The 21,027-nt window shown below is 31.1% G+C and carries 20 protein-coding genes and 1 pseudogene; 15 read left to right on the plus strand and 6 right to left on the minus strand.

Annotation, left to right across the window (positions count from 1 at the left end; genetic code table 11):
• Nucleotides 1-415 precede the first annotated feature (415 nt).
• The 6 genes from sigI (at nucleotide 416) to LQK79_RS19000 (ending at nucleotide 6,982) form a co-directional block, all read left to right on the plus strand.
• Nucleotides 416-1,117 carry an RNA polymerase sigma factor SigI gene (sigI, locus tag LQK79_RS18975; protein ID WP_231017511.1) on the plus strand — a complete coding sequence of 234 codons (702 nt, stop codon included), beginning with the start codon at nucleotides 416-418 and terminating at the stop codon, nucleotides 1,115-1,117.
• 10 nt (nucleotides 1,118-1,127) lie between these two features.
• Nucleotides 1,128-1,874: an anti-sigma-I factor RsgI family protein gene (locus LQK79_RS18980; protein ID WP_231017512.1), complete on the plus strand. Its 747-nt coding sequence runs from the start codon at nucleotides 1,128-1,130 to the stop codon at nucleotides 1,872-1,874.
• 185 nt (nucleotides 1,875-2,059) lie between these two features.
• Nucleotides 2,060-3,523: a glycoside hydrolase family 68 protein gene (locus tag LQK79_RS18985; protein ID WP_231017513.1), complete on the plus strand. Its 1,464-nt coding sequence runs from the start codon at nucleotides 2,060-2,062 to the stop codon at nucleotides 3,521-3,523.
• Between the two features lie 174 nt (nucleotides 3,524-3,697).
• Nucleotides 3,698-5,242: a glycoside hydrolase family 32 protein gene (locus tag LQK79_RS18990; protein WP_331000775.1), complete on the plus strand. Its 1,545-nt coding sequence runs from the start codon at nucleotides 3,698-3,700 to the stop codon at nucleotides 5,240-5,242.
• Nucleotides 5,243-5,319: 77 nt separating this feature from the next.
• Nucleotides 5,320-6,615: a glycoside hydrolase family 68 protein gene (locus LQK79_RS18995; protein WP_231017514.1), complete on the plus strand. Its 1,296-nt coding sequence runs from the start codon at nucleotides 5,320-5,322 to the stop codon at nucleotides 6,613-6,615.
• A 97-nt stretch (nucleotides 6,616-6,712) separates the two neighbouring features.
• Complete coding sequence (locus LQK79_RS19000) at nucleotides 6,713-6,982, plus strand: hypothetical protein (protein WP_053242960.1); 270 nt, start codon at nucleotides 6,713-6,715, stop codon at nucleotides 6,980-6,982.
• 76 nt (nucleotides 6,983-7,058) lie between these two features.
• Here the strand turns inward: LQK79_RS19000 and LQK79_RS19005 are convergent, their stop codons facing one another.
• A complete protein-coding gene (locus tag LQK79_RS19005) occupies nucleotides 7,059-7,706 on the minus strand; it encodes a cyclase family protein (protein WP_231017515.1) in 648 nt (215 codons plus the stop codon).
• 158 nt (nucleotides 7,707-7,864) lie between these two features.
• A complete protein-coding gene (locus tag LQK79_RS19010; protein WP_053242958.1) occupies nucleotides 7,865-8,764 on the minus strand; it encodes an AraC family transcriptional regulator in 900 nt (299 codons plus the stop codon).
• A 165-nt stretch (nucleotides 8,765-8,929) separates the two neighbouring features.
• On the opposite strand from LQK79_RS19010, the gene LQK79_RS19015 reads away from it, so the two are divergent.
• Nucleotides 8,930-10,489 (plus strand): alpha-amylase family glycosyl hydrolase, encoded by a 1,560-nt coding sequence (locus LQK79_RS19015; protein ID WP_231017516.1) that lies wholly within the window; start codon nucleotides 8,930-8,932, stop codon nucleotides 10,487-10,489.
• A gap of 93 nt (nucleotides 10,490-10,582) precedes the next feature.
• Here LQK79_RS19015 and LQK79_RS19020 read toward each other — a convergent pair whose 3' ends face one another.
• Nucleotides 10,583-11,917 (minus strand): APC family permease, encoded by a 1,335-nt coding sequence (locus LQK79_RS19020; RefSeq protein WP_053242956.1) that lies wholly within the window; start codon nucleotides 11,915-11,917, stop codon nucleotides 10,583-10,585.
• An 857-nt stretch (nucleotides 11,918-12,774) separates the two neighbouring features.
• A pseudogene (locus tag LQK79_RS19025) lies at nucleotides 12,775-13,224 on the minus strand (staygreen family protein); the annotation flags it as partial.
• Between the two features lie 207 nt (nucleotides 13,225-13,431).
• Here LQK79_RS19025 and LQK79_RS19030 point away from each other — a divergent pair.
• Together LQK79_RS19030 and LQK79_RS19035 are read left to right on the plus strand one after the other, a co-directional pair.
• Entirely contained in the window at nucleotides 13,432-14,040 is a 609-nt protein-coding gene (locus tag LQK79_RS19030; protein ID WP_231017517.1) for a sugar O-acetyltransferase, read from the plus strand.
• A 304-nt stretch (nucleotides 14,041-14,344) separates the two neighbouring features.
• The gene (locus LQK79_RS19035; RefSeq protein WP_231017518.1) at nucleotides 14,345-14,785 is read left to right on the plus strand and encodes a hemerythrin domain-containing protein; all 441 of its coding nucleotides are present in this window, start codon (nucleotides 14,345-14,347) and stop codon (nucleotides 14,783-14,785) included.
• 489 nt (nucleotides 14,786-15,274) lie between these two features.
• On the opposite strand, the gene LQK79_RS19040 is transcribed toward LQK79_RS19035, so the two are convergent.
• Complete coding sequence (locus LQK79_RS19040; RefSeq protein WP_231017519.1) at nucleotides 15,275-16,153, minus strand: DMT family transporter; 879 nt, start codon at nucleotides 16,151-16,153, stop codon at nucleotides 15,275-15,277.
• A 179-nt stretch (nucleotides 16,154-16,332) separates the two neighbouring features.
• Between LQK79_RS19040 and LQK79_RS19045 the strand changes: the two genes are divergently transcribed.
• The 6 genes from LQK79_RS19045 (at nucleotide 16,333) to LQK79_RS19070 (ending at nucleotide 20,158) form a co-directional block, all read left to right on the plus strand.
• On the plus strand, nucleotides 16,333-16,689 hold the full coding sequence (locus tag LQK79_RS19045; RefSeq protein WP_053243396.1) for a winged helix-turn-helix transcriptional regulator: 357 nt from the start codon (nucleotides 16,333-16,335) through the stop codon (nucleotides 16,687-16,689).
• Nucleotides 16,690-16,776: 87 nt separating this feature from the next.
• Complete coding sequence (locus LQK79_RS19050) at nucleotides 16,777-17,196, plus strand: pyridoxamine 5'-phosphate oxidase family protein (RefSeq protein ID WP_231017520.1); 420 nt, start codon at nucleotides 16,777-16,779, stop codon at nucleotides 17,194-17,196.
• Nucleotides 17,197-17,344: 148 nt separating this feature from the next.
• Nucleotides 17,345-17,767: a MarR family winged helix-turn-helix transcriptional regulator gene (locus LQK79_RS19055; protein WP_231017521.1), complete on the plus strand. Its 423-nt coding sequence runs from the start codon at nucleotides 17,345-17,347 to the stop codon at nucleotides 17,765-17,767.
• Between the two features lie 73 nt (nucleotides 17,768-17,840).
• A complete protein-coding gene (locus LQK79_RS19060) occupies nucleotides 17,841-18,671 on the plus strand; it encodes an alpha/beta fold hydrolase (protein WP_231017522.1) in 831 nt (276 codons plus the stop codon).
• A gap of 112 nt (nucleotides 18,672-18,783) precedes the next feature.
• Complete coding sequence (locus LQK79_RS19065) at nucleotides 18,784-19,506, plus strand: flavodoxin family protein (protein ID WP_231017523.1); 723 nt, start codon at nucleotides 18,784-18,786, stop codon at nucleotides 19,504-19,506.
• Between the two features lie 22 nt (nucleotides 19,507-19,528).
• Entirely contained in the window at nucleotides 19,529-20,158 is a 630-nt protein-coding gene (locus tag LQK79_RS19070; RefSeq protein ID WP_231017524.1) for an MBL fold metallo-hydrolase, read from the plus strand.
• Between the two features lie 28 nt (nucleotides 20,159-20,186).
• Here LQK79_RS19070 and LQK79_RS19075 read toward each other — a convergent pair whose 3' ends face one another.
• Nucleotides 20,187-20,825: a TetR/AcrR family transcriptional regulator gene (locus LQK79_RS19075; protein WP_231017525.1), complete on the minus strand. Its 639-nt coding sequence runs from the start codon at nucleotides 20,823-20,825 to the stop codon at nucleotides 20,187-20,189.
• Between the last annotated feature and the right edge of the window lie 202 nt (nucleotides 20,826-21,027).

Genomic DNA, 21,027 nt, shown 5'->3' on the forward strand with positions numbered 1-21,027 from the left:
ATAGCTCAAATCAAATCTATTGCTTATGGTAAAAATTACTATTACTAATTTTTACTTTTCAACTTGTTTATCTATAGATTGGCTAGAAAGTGAAAATTGTATTTACGAAGATTTACAAGTAATATATTTTAGTGCACGATTGACAATGTACAATTCACAGTTAAAGTGAATTGAGAACTGTGAGTTGTGCACTAATTTTATATAGACTATAAATGTTACCGAAAAACTTTTAAATAGAGTAGGGAGTAGAGTGAAGGCTAATTTTTTTATATTATTTTACTTAGCTTTGCAGAGCCTCATTCTTTTAAAACATAGCAAATGTAAAAAATAATTATTAACTTTAAGTATGTGTAACCTTAATATTTACAAGCTCTATATCGAATATATATGGAAGATTTTATTGTGAGGTGAAAATATGTTTTTTAAGAAATCCCTTGAGGATCGAGTAGAGAAGGCAAAAAATGACCGAGAAGAATTAAATAAGTTAATTCAGGAGTATAAACCTTTTATAGCAAGCACTTTGCAGAAAAAAGCAGGAAAATATCTGCAGTATGGATATGATGATGAGCTTTCAATTGGTATGATGGCTTTTAAAGAAGCTGTAGAGTCATATGATAAAAGTAAAGGTAAATTTTTAAATTTTGCCAGACAAGTTATTGTTTTAAGAGGGATAGATTATTATAGAAAAAATAAAAAATCGGAAAATACAGTTTATTTGCAAGGAAATTATGGTGTAGAAAATGAAGATGCAAGCACTGTAATGCTTAATAAAGCTATGGAAGAGTATAAACATAGAAATGTAAATGAAATGAGAAAATTAGAAATTTTAGAATATAAAAAGGAACTAAAGGAATGGGGAATTGAATTTATAGACCTAGTGCAGGTTTCTCCCAAGCAAGAAAGACTAAAAAAAACTTATAAGGATATTGCTCGTTTTATTGTACAGAATCAAGATATCCTTCATAAATTGATAAGCATAAAAAGATTGCCCTTAAAGGAAATAGAGAAGAGTATATGCATAAATCGTAAGAAACTTGAAAGAGGAAGAATATATATTATTGCATTAGTAATTGCTACAATAGGTGACTATGAATTGATACAAGAGTACATAGAATGAAGGTGAGAATATGAAGGGAATTGTAATGGAAGAATTAGAATATAAACTTGTCATATTAACAGAAAAAGGTGACTTTGTAGAGGTAGATAAGTTAGATAGAAAGGTAGAAATTGGAGAAAAGATTATTATCAAAAGACAAAAAATAAATATAGAAAAAACTTTTAGACGATTTGCTTTAGCTGCAGCCGCAATCTTTATTATTATTTTAGCAAGTTATTCAATTTATGGTTCCTTTTTTACACGAGAATATGTAATCGTTAGTATAAATCCAAGTAATAATAAAAATGCAGCCATGGAAATACACTACAATTATTTCACAAAAATAGTAAAATTACAGGGAGCAAATAAAAGAGGAAGCGTTATTGCTAGAAAGATAGATAGATCTCAATTTAAATCCACCAATACAGTGATTAATAAATTTATTAAAGTAGCTCAAGATGAAAATGTTATTTCACAGAAGAAAGAAAATACAATTGTAATAACAATAGCGTCTTCTAGTAAGAAAATTAATGATGAAAGCATTGATAGTTCAGTTGAGCATTACATTAGGGATAATAAGATAAATGCAAAAGCTATGATTGTATTGGGAAATGAAATTGATTATAAAAAATCAAAACAAATAGGTGTTCCAATCGATAAGTTTATTTTGATAAACGAAGCCATAAAAAAGAATCCTTCTTATAAATTTAATGATTTAAATAAAAAGTCTGTAGAAGAGCTTATTAATATAGCCAATCGACAAGGAAACTATGAATAATATGCTTAGTAAAATAGTTCATATCCAATAAAGTAAAAAATAAAATTTAATTTAATTTTTAATATACCTTAAAAAAACACTAAAGCCTGCGTATGTATATATTGAAAGGGGGATAACATAAATGTAAAAAAGTATATCTACAATTTATTTTGGTAGGGGAAAATGATTATTTGGAGGTTTTAGTAATGAATAAGTTGAAAATTGTAAAGCGTATTTTAATTGGTTCTATAATTTGTAGTGGACTTATAACTCAGCAAATTTTTGCTGCAACTAGTAGCATGGATTATAAAGAGACATATGGAATTTCTCATATTACTCGTTATGATATGTTAAAGATACCTGCACAAGAAAACAGTCCACAATTTAAGGTACCTCAATTTAATGCATCAACATTAAAAAATATAGCTTCAGCAAAGGGTTATGATAAAGATGGTAATTTGATAGATTTGGATGTATGGGATAGCTGGCCACTGCAAAATGCAGATGGAACAGCAGCAAATTATCATGGATATCATGTTGTTTTTGCTTTAGCAGGTGATCCAAAGAACCCGGATGATACTTCTATTTACTTGTTCTATCAGAAAATTGGCGAAACGTCTATTGACAGTTGGAAGAATGCAGGTAGAGTATTTAAAGATAGTGACAAATTTGCTGCCAATGATTCTTATCTTAAGTATCAAACACAAGAGTGGTCAGGCTCCGCAACTTTAACATCTGATGGTAAGGTTCGTTTATTTTACACAGATTTTTCAGGAGCTGCAAAGGATGGAGGAACAGATGCTAGTAATCAAGTTTTAACAACCGCTCAAGTAAATCTATCTATACCAGATGCAAGCACCCTTAAGATTGATGGTGTAAGTGATCATAAGTCTGTTTTTGATGGAGGAAATGGGACAATCTATCAAAATGTTCAGCAGTTTATAGATGAAGGAAAGTGGATTTCTGGTGATAACCATACCTTGAGAGATCCCCATTATGTTGAAGATAATGGTCATAAGTATCTTGTATTTGAAGCTAATACGGGAACAGAGGATGGTTACCAAGGAGATAACTCTTTATTCAACAAAGCTTTCTATGGTGGAAGTGAAGGTTTCTTCCAAACAGAAAAAGATAAATTATTAGTTGGCACTAAAAAGCACGATGCTTCTTTAGCTAATGGAGCACTAGGCATTATTGAATTGAATAATGATTACACATTAAAAAAAGAAATGAAACCATTAATTGCATCTAATACCGTAACAGATGAGATTGAACGTGCTAATGTATTTAAAATGAATGGTAAGTGGTATTTATTCACAGATTCAAGAGGATCTAAAATGACAATTGACGGAATAAGTGCCAGAGATATATACATGTTAGGATTTACTTCAGATTCTTTAACTGGACCATACAAACCATTAAATAAAACTGGTCTTGTATTAAATCTAAACATTGATCCTGCTGACACAACATTTACGTATTCTCATTTTGCCGTACCACAAACCAATGGCAAAAATGTAGTAATAACAAGTTACATAACAAATAGAGGACTATATACAGACCATCATTCTAGTTTTGCACCAAGCTTTTTACTTAACATTCAAGGAACAAAAACATCAGTTGTATCAAATAGCATACTTGAGCAAGGACAACTTACTGTTGACAAGTAAGAAATATTAGGTTGTGGTTTAAAAGAATGTTGATAAAAGCTTATGCCATTAACAGACTCTAACATATAATATCAACACTTATTTAAAGCATAGCAAAATATTAAAATGCCGATATCTTATCGGCATTTTTTACATATAAGTTTTGTATATAAATGAGTAAGGGAATGCATTAATTTGAAGAGAAAAAAACTTAAATTATTAACCGTTTTAATGATTTGCACTGCTGCAATATTACTTCTATTATTATTTTTTTATAGGAAAAATAATAATAGAAGTAAAGCTACTGTTTTTCAAAAGCAAAATTATAGAGAAGTGTATCATTTTACAACTCCTAGCAAGTGGAAAAATGATCCGCAAAGACCTATATTTTTTGACGGAGAGTATCATTACTATTATCTATATAATAAGAATTATCCAAATGGCAATGGTACTGAATGGCGTCAGGCAACATCTAAAGATTTAGTAAACTGGAGGGATGAGGGAGTAGCTATTCCTAAATACACAAATAAGAATGGAGACATATGGTCGGGATCTGCTGTTGTCGATGTACAAAATACAGCGGGTTTTGGAAAAGGTGCAATTGTTGCTATAGTAACACAACCTTCTGCGAGTGGTAGTCGACAGGAACAATTTCTTTGGTACAGCACAGATAAAGGAAGAACATTTAAAGCTTATGGTAATCAGCCAATAATACCTAACCCAGGAACAAAAGATTTTAGAGATCCAAAAGTTATTTGGGATATCAAGAATAATAAATGGGTGATGGTCTTAGCTGAAGGGACAAAAATTGGTTTTTATGAATCTCATAATTTAAAAAGTTGGCAATATACAGGCGGTTTTTTGACAGATAATATAGGTATTGTAGAATGTCCAGATATTTTTATGTTGCAGGCAAATGACGGAAATTATAAGTGGATTTTAGGTGCCAGTGCTAATGGTAAAGCTTCAGGTAAACCAAATACTTATGCGTATTGGGTAGGAAGTTATAACGGAAAAGAATTTATTGCGGATGAAAGTGAACCTCAATGGCTTGATTACGGTTTTGACTGGTATGCAGCTGTGACCTTTGATAGCGGCATCAGTAGTGATAGATTTAGAAAACGCTATGCTTTAGCATGGATGAACAACTGGGATTATTCTAATAACACACCAACAATGCAGAATGGTTTCAATGGAATGGATTCTATTGTGCGCCAAATTAGCTTAAAAAAACAAGAAGACAATACATATAGTTTATTCTCACAGCCTGTTGAAAATTTGGATAGCATTATAACATCAACTGATTATTTTAAGCAAATTTCAGTGACAGGATCAAAGCTTCTTAAAGTTCAAGGTAAAGCGTATCAACTTGATGTAGATATTAGCTGGGTATATGCAAAGAATGTAGGACTTAGGCTTCGAGAATCAGCAGATAAAAAACATCATATTGATGTTGGAATCTTTGCTGAAGGCCAATATTCTTATGTGAATAGAGCTTATACAGGAAATCCAGATAAAAGTGGGAAATATGTTGAAAGCAGAGCAACCTTCGATAAAAATAAGAAGAGCGCTCATTTAAGAATTTTAGTGGATAAAGTAAGTGTAGAAGTATTTATTGATGATGGTAAGGTAGTTTACTCAAGTGAGGTATTTCCTAATTTAAACGACAAAGGAATAACCCTTTTCTCTGTTGGAGGTAAAGCCATCTTTAAAAATATTATAATTAAGCATATTGATTAAATATATATTTTGAAAATGTGGAACTATAAGAGAAAGCTCAATTAAGTACATAATATTAAAAGATAGGAGAGGTTTATTTGAAAAAAGGAGAAACTTATAAGAAAATATTTGTCTTAATAGTTAGTTTGGGAATAGTGCTGACTATCTTTTTAATATTAAGTCATAATGCAATTAATTTAGAACATACTAGTATTTGGTCACGCCAGCAAGCGCAAGGTTTCAAATTTACAAAGGAAAATACAGCACCTAATATTAATCCAAATTTTAAACTTGTAGTTCCTAATCTTTGGGTTTGGGATACTTGGACACTTCTTAAAAGGAATGGCTCTCTAGCGGTAGTTGATGGGTACAAGGTTATTTTTGCCTTAACTGCACCTAGAAATGTAGATTGGAATAAACGTCATGATGTTGCAGTTATAAGTTATTTTTGTTCAAAGAATGGTAAGGATTGGATGTATAAAGGCCCAGCTTATAATATAGAAGATGCTCTTGGGTCCAGGCAATGGGCAGGATCAGCTATGCTTGATGAAAATGGAAGGGTTCAGTTTTTCTATACTGCTACTGGCAGAAAGGGAGAAGCGGTTAGAACTTTTGAGCAGCGATTAGTTAAAACTACCTTTAGTATAAATGGGGATAAAAATGGAGTTCATATTTCAAATTGGAGCAAGCATCAAGTTATTCTTGAGCCAGATGGCGTATACTATCAAACCATGCAGCAAGCAAAAGGACCTATAATATATTCTTTTCGTGATCCATATTTTTTTGAAGACCCTAAAACTGGAAAGGATTATTTGCTGTTTGAAGGAAACAAAGGCGGAAAAAATGTGAAAATAAAACCTGAAAATATAGGTGATAAATTATTTCTTAAAAATCATACAGTACCACAAGGAGCAGAAAACTTTAACGGAAATATTGGTATTGCTGTTGCAGAAAATAAGGATTTGACAAAATTTAAACTGCTGCCGCCATTACTTGAAGCAGTTGGTGTCAATCAGCAGCTTGAACGTCCAGAGGTTGTAGTTAAGGAAAATAAATACTACTTATTTATTATAAGTCATAGATTTACTTATGCTCCAGGGCTAAATGGTCCAGATGGGTTATATGGTTTTTTGGGCAATTCTTTACGCAGTAATTATAAACCTTTAAATAAAAATGGACTTGTAATAACCAATCCAGCTAATGATCCATATCAAACATACTCGTGGTATTTAGTATCTGGACATGATGTTATAAGTTTTATAAATGAATATCATGTTAATGGACAGCTTAGATATGGAGGGACATTTGCACCAACCTTGCAAATTAGTTTAAATGGAGATAAATCGAAAATTATGGAGGAGTTTGGAGAAGGAGTAATTAACTATTCATACTAGTTAAAAATATGATTTTGATACAAGTTTCCGCTGTCAGAATAATTAACTACTTTTAAGTCATAATAAAAATAGAACTAATCTATGGGAGGATAACATAATGGAAAAAATTGATGAAGCAATTGATAGAATTAGGGAACTTGAATGTGCAACGGGAAATTTAGAAGATAGAGTTGAAGAAATACTAGAAGATTATAGGGTTGCAAATAAAAATCAAATTAGTGTTAAGCGAGATAAGCATCTCGACAAGGACGAATCACAGGCATATCGAGTTGAAATAGCAGGTCAGAATCAGCCTATTATAGTGTTAGCTAAATCAGGATATGATGATTATGTTGCAAAAGTTACAGATGCTTATAGTAAATCATGAATTATAGAGATAAAAATGCACAGTTTTAATGTCCGAATTGTGCATTTTTATTATTTTAATTGTAACTGTATATGTTTTAATCATTTATTATAGCAATTGCACGAATAGGTGCGCCATCAGAGTTTTCATACTTTATTGGAAGAGCACAGAAGGTAAATAACTCACTTCCAATTTTGTTTAGGCAAGTTAAGTTTTCAATTACAACTATATCATTTTTAGCAAAAAGTTTGCGATGTATAGTTAAGTGATCATCTGAAATAGGATCTATACCTATTACATCTAGCCCAACGCCTTTCTTTTTACTTTGAATTAAATATTCAGCAACTTCTTCTGTGATATATGGATATTCCCCAAAATAGGACCTTGTTCCCCAAAGTTTATCCCAACCAGTATTAAATAAAATGAAATTTGCCTTATCAGCTTTTTCCTTTACAGATTCAATATAGTTCATAGTAATTCTTTGTCCTTTTTTTAAATCACTACAATCAATAACTAGTCCACTGCCTACAAATTGAGTTATTGGAAGTTTATCTAGAGTAGTTCTTTGGGCAAATAAATGTGCAGGTGGATCCATATGTGTTCCCGTATGAGAGAACATTGTAAGTAAAGTTTCCTTAAATCCACTTTTTTCATAGGTATTTGCCACCTCTAATTTTGGTCCATCTGTACCTGGATAGACAGGCATGCCTTTTGAAATAGTATGTGTTAAATCAATAATCTTCAAAATAAAACCTCACTTTTTTATAATTGTTTTAGTTAGTCCAATTATAGCACAAATAATGATGTAATAAAAAATATTAAGTGGTGCTTTAAAAGAATGGAATTAGTTTTTATATAATATTATGCATGATGGATTGCTTTGGTGTTATTCCAGGCTTATTTTTAATGTTCCAAAGCACTGTTATTTTGCAATTTTTTCTTTCTATAAGATAAAGGAGTGCAGCCTATCAATTTTTTAAAGGTTCGAATGTAGTAACTAAAGTTTTCAAAACCATTTGCAAAGGCAATATCCATAATTGATAAATCCGTATTAGCGAGCATGTCCATAGATTTTTCTATGCGAAGCCCTTTTACATATTCAATAAAGGTTTTTCCAAAGTTATCTTTAAAGAATTTGCAAAAATATTTTGGTGACATGTTAAACTCGCTGGCAATGGTTTTTAAGTAAATTTTGCTATTATAATTTTCGTATATATATGAAGTGATATTTTTTAACAAGTTTAATTTATTATATTTAGCCAAAGAAATACTAGATTTTCTTTCCTTTATAAGATCTCCCTTTACCGAAAGATATACTATTTTCAAAAGTGATATCTTAGTTGCAAATTGATATGCAGTTTCTTTTGAAAAGTTCAAGCGAATTAAAGTTTCTAGTTCACTAAGTATTTCTTCATAAACTTCTGAGTTAGTAGGAAGTTTATTTACGAATATAATATCTTGATTATAAAGAGACTCAAGATATGAGCTTTCTACAAGATCCTTCATTTCAAAATTTAGATATTGTATAGGAAATAAAAATGCATGGTACAAGGTTTTAGTATCTTCTGAGTACATTTCATGCAGTTCCTCCTCATTGATAATAAATATGTCACCAGGTGTGCCCACATACTGTTCATTATTGATGTTAATAAAAAGTTTCCCGGATTTTACATATATTATTTCAACATAGTTATGCCAGTGGTGTAAAACAAACATTTTGGCGTTTTCGTTATGCATATGATAAATTTCAAATGGATATAATGATGTTCCGTGAGATTTTTCTTCTTTTAGGGAGTAATTCATGCTTCTCAATCCTTTCTATTTTTTATTGTATCAGATTTCTCAATCTCTTCAATGGTTACTTGCGAATATTATGTTATTTTAAATGAATATTTTGCAAGAATTAATGATTATATATTGATATTATGTTATTGAAAATTACATTTGTATATTATAGGAGGAATTATTATGTCAAAATGGCTTGACAATGCTGTATTTTATGAAATTTATCCGCAAAGCTTTAAAGATACTAATTCTGATGGTATTGGAGATATTCAGGGTATTATAGAAAAGTTAGATTATGTTCGAGAGTTAGGCTGCAATGCAATATGGCTTAATCCGTGTTTTGCTTCTCCTTTTTATGATGCTGGTTATGATGTTGAAGATTATTTTAATGTAGCCCCGCGCTATGGAACAAATGAAGCTTTAAAAGAGTTATTTGAAAAGGCACATGAAAAAAATATGCATGTGATTTTAGATTTGGTGCCTGGACATACTTCTGTTAAACATCCTTGGTTTAAGGAATCCATGAAACCAACAGAAAATGAGTATACAAATAGATATGTTTGGACAGATGATATTTGGACAGATTTTAAGGATGTTCAAGGTGTCTTTGGATCTATTCGCGGAATGTCTGATAGAAATGGATGCTGTGCAGTGAATTTTCTTTCTATGCAGCCAGCACTTAATTATGGATTTGCAAATCCACAGGAGAGCTGGCAGTTTTCAACTTCTTCAAAGGAGGCAATTGCTACAAGGGAGGCCATGAAAGAAGTAATGAGTTTTTGGCTTAGTATGGGCTGTGATGGTTTTAGAGTAGATATGGCTGGCTCACTCGTAAAAAATGATGATGATAGTAAGGAAACTATTAAATTGTGGCAGAATTTTAGAAACTTTTTGGATGAGAAGTTTCCAGAAGCAGTGCTTATTTCTGAATGGGGAGAGCCAGAAAAGTCATTAGAAGGTGGTTTTCATATGGATTTTCTGCTCCACTTTGGAACATCTAACTACATGGATTTATTCAGAAGTGAAAATCCTTATTTCTCAAGAGAGGGAAAGGGGGATATATCTAAGTTTGCTAATAAGTATATGGAAAATTATAAACTAACTAATGGAAAAGGACTTATGTGTATTCCTTCTGGTAATCATGATATGCCAAGAATTGCACATAAATTGGATGATGAAGAGCTAAAAATAGCTTTTGCATTTTTACTTACAATGCCTGGAGCACCTTTTATATATTATGGTGATGAAATAGGAATGAAGTATTTAGAAAATATTACATCAGTAGAAGGCGGTTATGCAAGAACAGGTTCTCGTACTCCAATGCAGTGGGACAACACTGTTAATGCAGGATTTTCTACTGCTAAAAAGGAAGATTTATATATCATGCAGGATCCAGATGAGGATAGACCTACGGTAAAGAGGCAGATGGAAACTGAAAATTCCTTATATAAAGAAGTAAAGAGATTAACTAATTTAAGAGTTGAAAATGAACCTCTTTGTTCTAATGCAGGAATAGAATTTTTATATGCTGAAGAAAAAACTTATCCATTTATTTATAAGAGAACTGGAAAAGAAGGAAGCATATTAGTTGTGTTGAATCCTTCAAAAAAGGGGGCTTCGTGTGAAGTAAATGAGAATTTAAGCTGTGAGGTAATTTACTCAAATAATGGTGAGGCTGTTATAGATAAAAGCATTATTACCGCGCCGGCTTGTTCTGCGAGTATATTTAAAATAATGAAATAATTTAAGTGAAGGGTTTTAACGCACAAGGCGAGTTAAAACCCTTCACTATTGTGATTGCTTCTAAATATTTGTATTTAATGTTCTGAAGGATTATTACTTAACGTTTCTTTTTATTAACATATAAATAGGAATTCCTAAAGCGGTTACTGCTAAACCATATAGAGCATATGCAGTACTGTTAATTAAAGTGCTAATAAGTATGTATACGCCGCCTCCTATACCCACAATTGGAACTATAGGAAATAGGGGGACTGTATAAGGTCTATTAATATCCTTGTGTTTCGATCTTAATATAAATATACCTGCAACTGTCATTACAAAAAATATCCACATAGTAAATACAGCTAGATTTGTTAAGGTTTCAAAAGAACCACTAAATACATATAATGAAGATAGTGCTGCTTGGAACAATAGAGCATTTATTGGAGTCCCAAATTTAGGACTGATTTTCCCAAAGAAATTTGAAAATGGAAATAATCTATCTTCCCCCATAGCAAAAGGAACTCTTACACCAGTCATTAAGTAACCATTAAGTGTACCTAATATAGATATCATAATACCTGCTGCAATTAGAGCAGCACCTTTACTGCCAAATAATATAACTGCAGCATCAGAAGCTGCTTTTGGGGAGGTTATAACCTTTTGAACTGGCATCGTTTTTATAATTGCTATATTTATCAATATGTAAACACCAATTGTGATTGTTAATCCAATAATTATAGCCCTAGGAATATCCTTCTTTGGATTTTTAAGTTCTCCTGCCATGTTACTAACGTTAGCCCAACCATCATAAGCCCACAAAGTACCAAGGATGGCGGCTCCAAAGCCTGATAAGCCTATAGTTATATTGGAGGAGGAAGATACTGCTGTAAAGCCTTGGGATTTACCCTCTATAAGTCCAAAAACAATAATAACAAAAATGGGTATTAGCTTCGCTATTGTAGATATAAATTGCAACTTGCTGCCAAGCTTAGTTGAAATTATGTTTATAATAGTTATAAAAAATATAATGATGATAGCCAACATTTTTTGATTGATAGGTGATAGCGATATAAAATATGTTGCTTGGGTTACAAAAACTATTGATAATGCTGCTAAAACACCAGGAGTGTAAACGATTGTTTGCATCCATCCAAATAAAAATGCCCATTTTTCGCTGTAAAGCTCTTTTAGATATACAAATATGCCACCAGTTCTAGGCATGGCTGCTGCAATTTCTGCTATTGTAAGTGCGGAGGCTATTGTAATTATACCTCCAACTGCCCATGCCAGTACTCCTAAGATTGAGGTCCCTGCGTTACTGAATACTGAAGATGCTTTAAAGAAAATCCCTGATCCTATCACTACACCTACAACCATTGTAATAGCTTCTAATAAGTTAATTTCTTTTTTTAATGATTTTATGTCTGAGTCGTTGTTTGATTTCAAAGCCTATGCATCCTTTCTTTAGCTGCTTATTAATTTAAACTTTAGCTTAGTACTAGCTAGATATAACTAATATATTATAAAGCAAGAGATTAGTAATGTCGAATGGTATTTTTAAGGGTATGAGATATTAAATTTGTGCCAGGCACAGCGGCTAGCATCCTTGAAGATGCAAATTTTTCTCCGTCCCAAGATAGAAGGTTTTGAATATACCCTAGAGTATCACTGTTAGAAGTGCCTATGATGCGTTGAAAAGCCAGCAAATCATAGTAATTAAGCTTTTCGTTATTTACAAGTGAAACTAATGCTCCCAAACCTAACACTTCCCCCTGCAAAGGTTTCTTTAGTTTGCCATCTTCAGAGTAGTACTGGGATAAATATCCACGCCCTTTATAACTTATATCTAATATGAAAAGCTTATCCAGCGTAATATTAGCAACATCAACTTTATAAAGGGAAGCATAATCTACCGTATATTTATATTTTTTATTATAATTATCAAAATTAAAAATTTCTTTAAAATAATTATTTTTAAAGGAATAAACATAAAAGAAACCATATCCCCCACTGCCACCTGAATCAATGCTTAGTTTTATATCATTTATTTTGTCTTTTGTAAAATCACCTAGAAATATTTTTGCATCGTACCCCGAATTAAACTTAGGAGCGATGGTTTCAACTTTGTGTGTACGCCCATCTTCAATTACAACAGTAATGTTGTCAGCGAAAATTTCTGATGGAGCTTTTTTTATACCATACAAGGATATTTTATCAGGTATTTTATCTCCAGTTACATCACCTATTTTAACATCAAGTAGGTACTTATTTTCATGGAAGCCCCTTTTTTTATTAGGATTTGTAATATCATAATTTGAAAAAGTTCCCCAGTTTTCAACTTTATTGAGCCGCGGATTTACCGAGATGAAGGAAACCATTATTGGAGATTCGTCTAATTCAAGATGTGCATTAAAAAATTTTCTATCACCATATCTAATGGCTTCTAAAGCAAGAGGTAGTTCACGTCTAAAAATATAATTTCTTATGGCAGATTCTTTAAAGCCAAGCTTACCATCTACATGCAAGTATACATAGTAAATATAATGCTCATCTTTTTTCATCCATTCGCCAAGCACTTCATCTCTTATATTTTTATCAACTTTGTCATAGGCATATATTAATCCAATGGTTAAAAAAAGCTCTGCAGTTATATCAGAATGAGTAAGAGTATAACGCCTGGGGATAATAGGTTCTGTATCGGTGATCCCTTTTCTAAACTCTACTGAAAGTTTTTCTGGTTTTAATTTACTCATTTAATTTGCTCCCTAATATTTCTAATATAAGTATTATATGGTGACTAAAGGTATTGTGTTCAGGATAGGACATAATTTAAGAGTTTAATAAAAATAATACTATTGTATTATTTTTCAATAATATAATACAAGAATTTATACGACCATAATGCTATAATGTGAGAAAATTATAGGTATAGTAATATAAAGGAAAAGGAGAATTTAAAAATGAATCAAAGGGAAAGAATGATGGAAGAATTACCATATAAAGCATGGTTAGATGGACTTAGCGAAGATAGAATGGAAAATAAACTAAAGATATATGATTATAATTTACTTCGTCCAGATCAATTAGAAAAAATGGATAAAATGATTAAAGATATAATTGGAAGAACAGGTGAAAATATTTTTATAGAACAGCCATTTCATTGTGATTATGGCAAAAATATTGAGGTGGGAAATAATTTTTTTGCAAATTATAACTGTACGATATTAGACGTTGGAAAGGTGATAATAGGCGAAAATGTTCAGTTTGCGCCTAATGTATCAATCTATACAGCAGGACATCCAATTCATCCAAAGTCGAGAAATTCTGGCTATGAGTATGGCATTAAAGTAACAATAGGCAATAATGTATGGATAGGTGGTAGTGCTGTAATAAATCCTGGTGTTAATATAGGAGATAATGTTGTAATAGGTTCTGGCAGTGTTGTTACAAAAGATATACCGGATAATGTTATTGCAGTTGGAAATCCATGTAGAGTGATACGAGAAATAACGGATGCTGACAGAAAGTACTATTTTAAGGATAGAGAATTTGATGTTGATGATTATTAAAAATTAACCTAAAGTTAAGTTTTGGTGCAACATTCTCATATTTTTTAAATTTGAATTGGTAACCTATGTTACGGACATAATAAAATAAGTGCAGTAAGCTTTAGATAAAATAAGAATAATTTAGGAGGAATAGCTATGGATGGAAAATTCTTTAAGAATATAGAATTTGCAAAGAAGTTGGCACTTAAGCAAGAGGTTAGTTATGCCAGCTAATGTTCCACATGCTTTAAGAGCAACTGAAAAATTTAAAATGATGCTTATAGTAGTAAAAGGTTAATGAAACTGAGGATGAGGGGCAATATATATGATTGATATAAATAATTTTATAAGACAACACAAGGATGTTATAGAGGATATAAATGAAATTGAAAAAATAATAAATAGAAAGGATTATAAAAAATATTTAGATGATTTTGTTTCACATATAAATAGTTTAGCAGGTAAGCTTAAAATTCACTTGAGTTATGAAGATAAGTTTCTATATCCAAATTTAATTAATGGAGAAGACACACAATTAAAAAATATCGCCAATTTATATATGCATGAAATGGGCGATATATCTAGCGTTTTTACAGATTATAAAAATAAATATAATACTAAAAGTAAAGTTAATGATAGGCTCAATACCTTTGAGGCAGATACAAGCGATATACTTAATGATATAAAAAATAGAATTGCAAAAGAGGAAAACGAATTATATAAATTAATCGTACAAAAAGGGGGCTGTCGCACTAAAAATTGTTAAATCATGATTTAGAAATATTGCGAAGTAATACTGCTTTGCAACATTAAAAAAATTCTATAAATCTAAGTGGTTATTAAAAAAAGTGGTTGCTTTGAGTTCTAGAAGGATAATGGGCTGAGCCCAAACCCCGCGTATGTTTATACTCGCTCTGCGCTCAGACAAATTAAAATATCTAAGTATTTTATGATTTTTTTACCAAGATTTATTAGAATTTTTTTAAATCGTTTCTTCAGCAGTATTACTTCACTCCCACGGTAGTGCAAGGAAAAAATTCCTCCGTACCTACGGAATTTTGGGTGTGAACTTGTCCACTCATTTATTGATTAACGGTGATTATAGGGTATTTTTCGTAGGGAACCGGAGAAAAATTTACCTTGCATTTCCGGTTTAGCGAAGCAACAGTATTTAATATTCCAAGATACTGTTACTTCGCAATATTTATAAATTATGACTTAATATATTTAGTGCGACAGCCCCTTTTGTATATAGTTAATTGGAACTTGGAGATTTATCTTTTGCTAATATAACTGTAGAAATTAGTATAAATGCACTTCCTATTAATAATGCAAATGATAATTCCTCATTGAGAAATATTATTCCTAAAAACACGCTTACTATAGGTTCAAAGGTTCCTAGTATGGATGAAGAGGATACGCCTATTATTTCTATGGCTTTAAGAAGTAAAATTATTGATAGTATAGTTGAAATTATGGATATTCCTAAATAACAACTTACAATTTTAAAATTAAAATTCAAAGTTATAGAGTTATTAAATATTCCGCATAGAATCATTCCTATGGTTGAACCCAAGCAAAGATACATAGTAGTTATTCTGTTGTCCAAAGCTCTAATAGATTTTAGGTTAAGGGCAATAAGAGTAAGTCCATAGGCTATACCAGAAAATAAAGCTAGTGAAATTCCTAATATATTTACAGTGCTATTTTTTAAAGCAACTAATGAATATACACCTATTGCAGCAAGTATTAAGGATATAATTTTTTTATTACTGAGTTTATTTTTGAAGAATATAAAGCTTGCTATACACACAACAACAGGATATATAAAATGTAAAGTTGTTGCAAGACCTGCACCTAAATAATTATAGGACATAAATAAAGCTTGAGTTGTTATAGTATATCCGGTAATGCCGATGAATATCAGTAATAATGTCTGCTCTTTTTTTAAGTTGATATTAATATGACTAAATTTTAAATATATGTATAATATTAAGGTTGAAATTAAAAATCTAAACATTAATACAGTAGTTGGATTAGAGCCATTAGTATATGCGATCCTAGCTAAAATAGGCATAACTCCAAATGCTGTTGATGATAAAAGCGCATAAGCTATTCCTTTGTATTTATTCACAATGCTTGTCCCCCTTTGAATGCAATAAGAAGCTTCTAAAAAGCCCAACATATTATAGCATAAATTTAAAGCCGTTATATTTGTATTTTATTAAATTATAATTACATTTTATGGTTACATGGCAAAAATAAATTATATAATTAATTAGAATAAATATTAAAAACATTGGGGCGATTATTATGAAAATTAGAAAACAATATACTTGTCCTTTAGAACTTACTCACGATATTACACGTGGTAAATGGAAGCCAATTATACTGTGGCAACTTAAAAGTCAAAATAAATCATTATCCTCACTTGAAAAGGAAATAAACGGGATAAGTCAAAAAATGCTTTTGGAGCAGCTAAAGGAACTTATGGAATTTGGAATGGTTGATAAAAAAACATTTGATGGTTATCCATTAAAAGTAGAATATTTTCTTACGGAGCATGGTATAAGAATACTTGATGCATTAACAATTATGCAGCAGGTAGGTATTGAGCTTATGAAGGAAAGTGGAATGGAAGATGAGTTAAAGAAAAAAGGATTTATCTAAGTATGGTACCCACAAAAAAGTGGGTAATTTACTTTCTGGCTATATGAAAATATAATTAAGGCATTAAAGCTGGAGGTAGTTGTAAAAATGAGAAATGTAGAAAAAACTGTAGGTAATATGATTGACAAAGTTGGAGTTTCCATTATTAGTTCAGTAGATGAGGAAGGTTTTCCAAACACTAAAGCAATGCTGAAACCAAGAAAAAGGGAAGGTATAAAAGAATTTTATTTTACTACTAATACATCTTCGATGAGAGTAAGTGAATATACGAAAAATTCAAAAGCCTGTATATATTTTTTTGATAAACGTTTTTTTAGAGGAGTAATGTTAAAGGGCACAATGGAAGTATTACAGGATAAAACGTCAAAGGAGATGATTTGGAACGATGGAGATGAAATGTATTACCCTAAGGGTGTTACAGATCCGGATTATTGTGTTTTGAAGTTTACAGCACAAAGCGGTAGATTTTATAGCAATTTTAAATCGGAAAATTTTGATGTTTTATAGTTACAGTGAAACTATTGCGAAACTTAAACTATTATGTTCCAAAATACCAATTTACAAGGGATTATGGTGCATATGTAGTTTGTAGTTGAGCTAGTTTCATTATATATAAATATTGACAATAGTTTGATATAAAACTATAATATGATTTATGAAAACAACAGATATAATATCGCTAATTTCAAAAATAAGGGACAGTGCAAACAGGTTTATTGTAAATGAAATGGATAGCTGGGGAGTAAAAGGACTCGCGCCATCTCATGGTGACATTATTTTTGCACTTTTAAAAAATGAGAAAATGACAATGAATGAACTTGCAAGGAAAATAGGTAAAGATAAGTCGACAATAACTGCACTTGTAAATAAATTAATAAATCAAGGTTATGTTCAAAAAACCAGAGATACTGAAGATAATAGAGTAGTGTTTGTGACTTTAACCGAAAAGGGAAGAAAATTAGAGCCTATGTTTAATAAAGTATCAGAAGATTTATTGTCTACGGTGTATAGAAATATTTCTCAAGATGAAAGAGAGGAGTTACTTAAAACTTTAGAAAAAATAAAAAATAATTTTTAATTTTTTTTGAATAAATAGTTTGATATAAAACTGTTGGATGTAAAATCAAATTAAGATGAATGGAGCGAATAGTATGAAAGAAGTAAAAATATATAGGAACATTGCTAAGCTAAAAAATATTGATATGTTTTATTTTGATACAAAAACACAGGAACCAGTAATTGTCTGTCTTCATGGAAGATGGGGAAGAGCAGAGGTATGGGAAGATTTTATTAATCACTATGGGAAACAATATAGAATTATTGCACCAGATCAAAGAGGACATGGACTTAGTAGTAAGCCTATATCAAAATATACTTCTGAAGAAATGGCAGAAGACATAATTGAATTGCTAGATTTTTTAGGAATACATTCAATTATTTTAGTAGGACATTCAATGGGTGGAGCAGTAGCAGGATATTTGGCAGCTACATATCCTGAGTATGTAAAGGCTATAGCTATACTTGATGTGTCTGCAGCAGGACGTCCCCAAACAAGTGAATTGCCATTGGATGAAAGCAAACTTATAGATCCTTTTACAAAAGATTGGCCTATGCCATTTGCAACTCTAAACGAAGCAAAGAATTTTATTAAACAAGCTTCGAGTTCAAATTTGGAATATCAATATTTTATGAATAGTTTGATTGAAACTGTGGATGGATACGAGATGATGTTTAGTTCTCAGGCCATGGCAGCTAATGGTGCATATAGTAAAGAGTGGTTCTACTTATTACCAGATATAAAATGTCCAGCAATGTTGATAAGAGCGAGCAGTCATGAGGGAATACCAGATGAAGAGTTTGAAAAAATGAAAGCCTTACTTCCAAATTGTATTGCTTGTGAAATGTCACATCCAGATCACAATGTTCATTTAGCAAATAAAGAAGAATTTTATAAGTATTTTGATAAGTTTTTAAAAAAATAAAAAGCAATTGTAGTTGCACACATTGTGTATTTGAGTTACAATATGTAACATAAATATACAATGTGTGTTATTTTATTTGAGAATAAGAATTAATGGAAAGAAGAGATGTAAAGTGAAAAAGAATATTAAAATTGTTGGAGTAATAAGTAGTTCAAAAGTGAGGGGAAACACTGCAACTCTTGTTAGAGAAGCGCTTAAGGGTGCAGAAGAAGAGGGAGCATCAGTGAAAGAAATTTTTTTAGCTCAGCATAAGTTTAATTTTTGTACAGGTTGTTTAAATTGCACAGCTAAAGGAAAGTGTCCTTTGCCAGATGATTTTGAGGAAATTAGGAAAATTATTTATGAAGCAGATGGAATTATTTTAGGTTCTCCAACATATGCCACAGAATACAATGCAATAATGAAATGCTTTATTGAACGTCTAGGACCTTATACCCTGTATGCTTCTTTACTTGGGGGAAAGTATGGTGCAGGAATATCAACAGCATATGGGGAAGGAGCAGCAAAAAAAGTTGCAAAAAAACTTGCCGATACTTTTGGTTTTGCAATATTTCAAAGATCTTATGCATCAGGATATTTAGGAGTTGGCACTATGTTTAAAGGACAAGAGAAGAAAACCTGTAAAAATGAAGAAGCACTAAAAAAGGCACATGATTTAGGCGTCAAAATTACAAAGGACATAAAAGATAATAATGAATATCCCTTTCAGAATTTAATTATTAGATTAATGGTTGCATTATATTTAAGACCTATATTTAAAAGGAAAATATTGATATGTAAGGATAGGGAAGAACATGCTACGTATGAAAGTCTTTCAAAAAGAGGATTATTATAAAATAAGGGAGGTATAAAAATAAATGAAAATAACGGATAATGTTTATGCACTAGATGCTACAAAGGGAGCGTATGCTTACATAATACTTGGCAAGGAGATGATTCTTGTTGATACAGGACTTAGATGGCAAGGAAAAGGAATTTTAAAGGAACTTGCAGCTATGAATATAAACTTAGAGGATATAAAGCATATAGTTTTAACTCATCATGATTTAGATCATGTTGGAAATGCTGCAATGCTCCAAAGATTAACTGGGGCTAAGCTTTGGGCGGACAGTAAGGACATTCCCTACATTAAAGGTGATAGAAAAAGACCGGGAATAAAAAGAATTTTTTCAATTATAAATAAGATTGAAAAGCCAGAAGAAATATATGCTTATAATGGAGATGAAAAAATTGGTGATATAGAAATTATGCCAACACCAGGTCATACCCCAGGACATGTTTGTATACTTTACAAGGATGTATTGTTTGCTGGAGATTTAGTAAAAACCAAAAAAGAAAAAATAGAGCCTTATCCAAATATGAATTGGGATGAAGCGATATTAAAGAACTCTATAAAAAGTATATCTCATATTCCATTTAAATGGGTATGTCCAGCACATGGAATGCCTGTAGAAAGGGGTCACAAATGGGAAGCAATGCAGCTTTAAATAAACCACTTGAAACCTCAAAACTGCATCATTTTTTATTGCGGAAAATACCTGAGAGTAAAGTCATATTAAAATGTATAAAGTCATCTTCATTAAGTGAAAAGTGACTCATAAATGTGTTACCAGATACAGAAAGCATGTTAAAAAAGCCAGTTGTTAAAAATTCAGAAGATAGAGTTGCGCTCATGGTATCAATATCTGTACGAATACTACCATCTGATTTACCTTCATCAATAATTTTGGCAATAGTTTGTGCTACTAAGTCTGTTATTTTATTAAATTCCTCGCGTTTATACATGTTTTCTTTCTTTGATTTAACATATCCAATATAGTTCATAAGGTTAAGAGTACCAGGAAAATCTTTATAAAATTTATAATAAGCGAAGCCCAAATTTTCAAGTTTTTTAAAGCCAGTATTCCCATTTTTGATTTCTTTTTGAAAGTAATCTAAAAGTCTAGTAAAACCTCTTATTACAACTGTATAATATAAATCTTCCTTGTTAGCGAAATATTGGTAAAGAGTTTTCCTAGTAAACTCGCATTCTTTTGCTATCGCTTCCATTGAAGCTTCGCTATAACTTTTTTCGATGAATATTTTTTCTGCTGCATTTATTATAGCTTCTTCTCTTGTTTGTTTTTCTCGTTCTCTTCTAGATATAGTGTTCATTAGCTTGCATCTCCTATAATAACAGACATAATACACATATTGTATACTAAGGTTACATTATGTAAAATAATCGTATATTATATTTTGATTTATGTCAAGAAATTTAAGGAGGATTCTGATCAATATATGATTGAAAAGTGATAATGTCTTAGTGTACCACATTTGATTATGTCCTCAAAAACAAAATTTATAGTATAATAAA

It is taken from the genome of Clostridium guangxiense, from assembly GCF_021043395.1.
GTDB lineage: Bacteria > Bacillota > Clostridia > Clostridiales > Clostridiaceae > Clostridium_S > Clostridium_S guangxiense.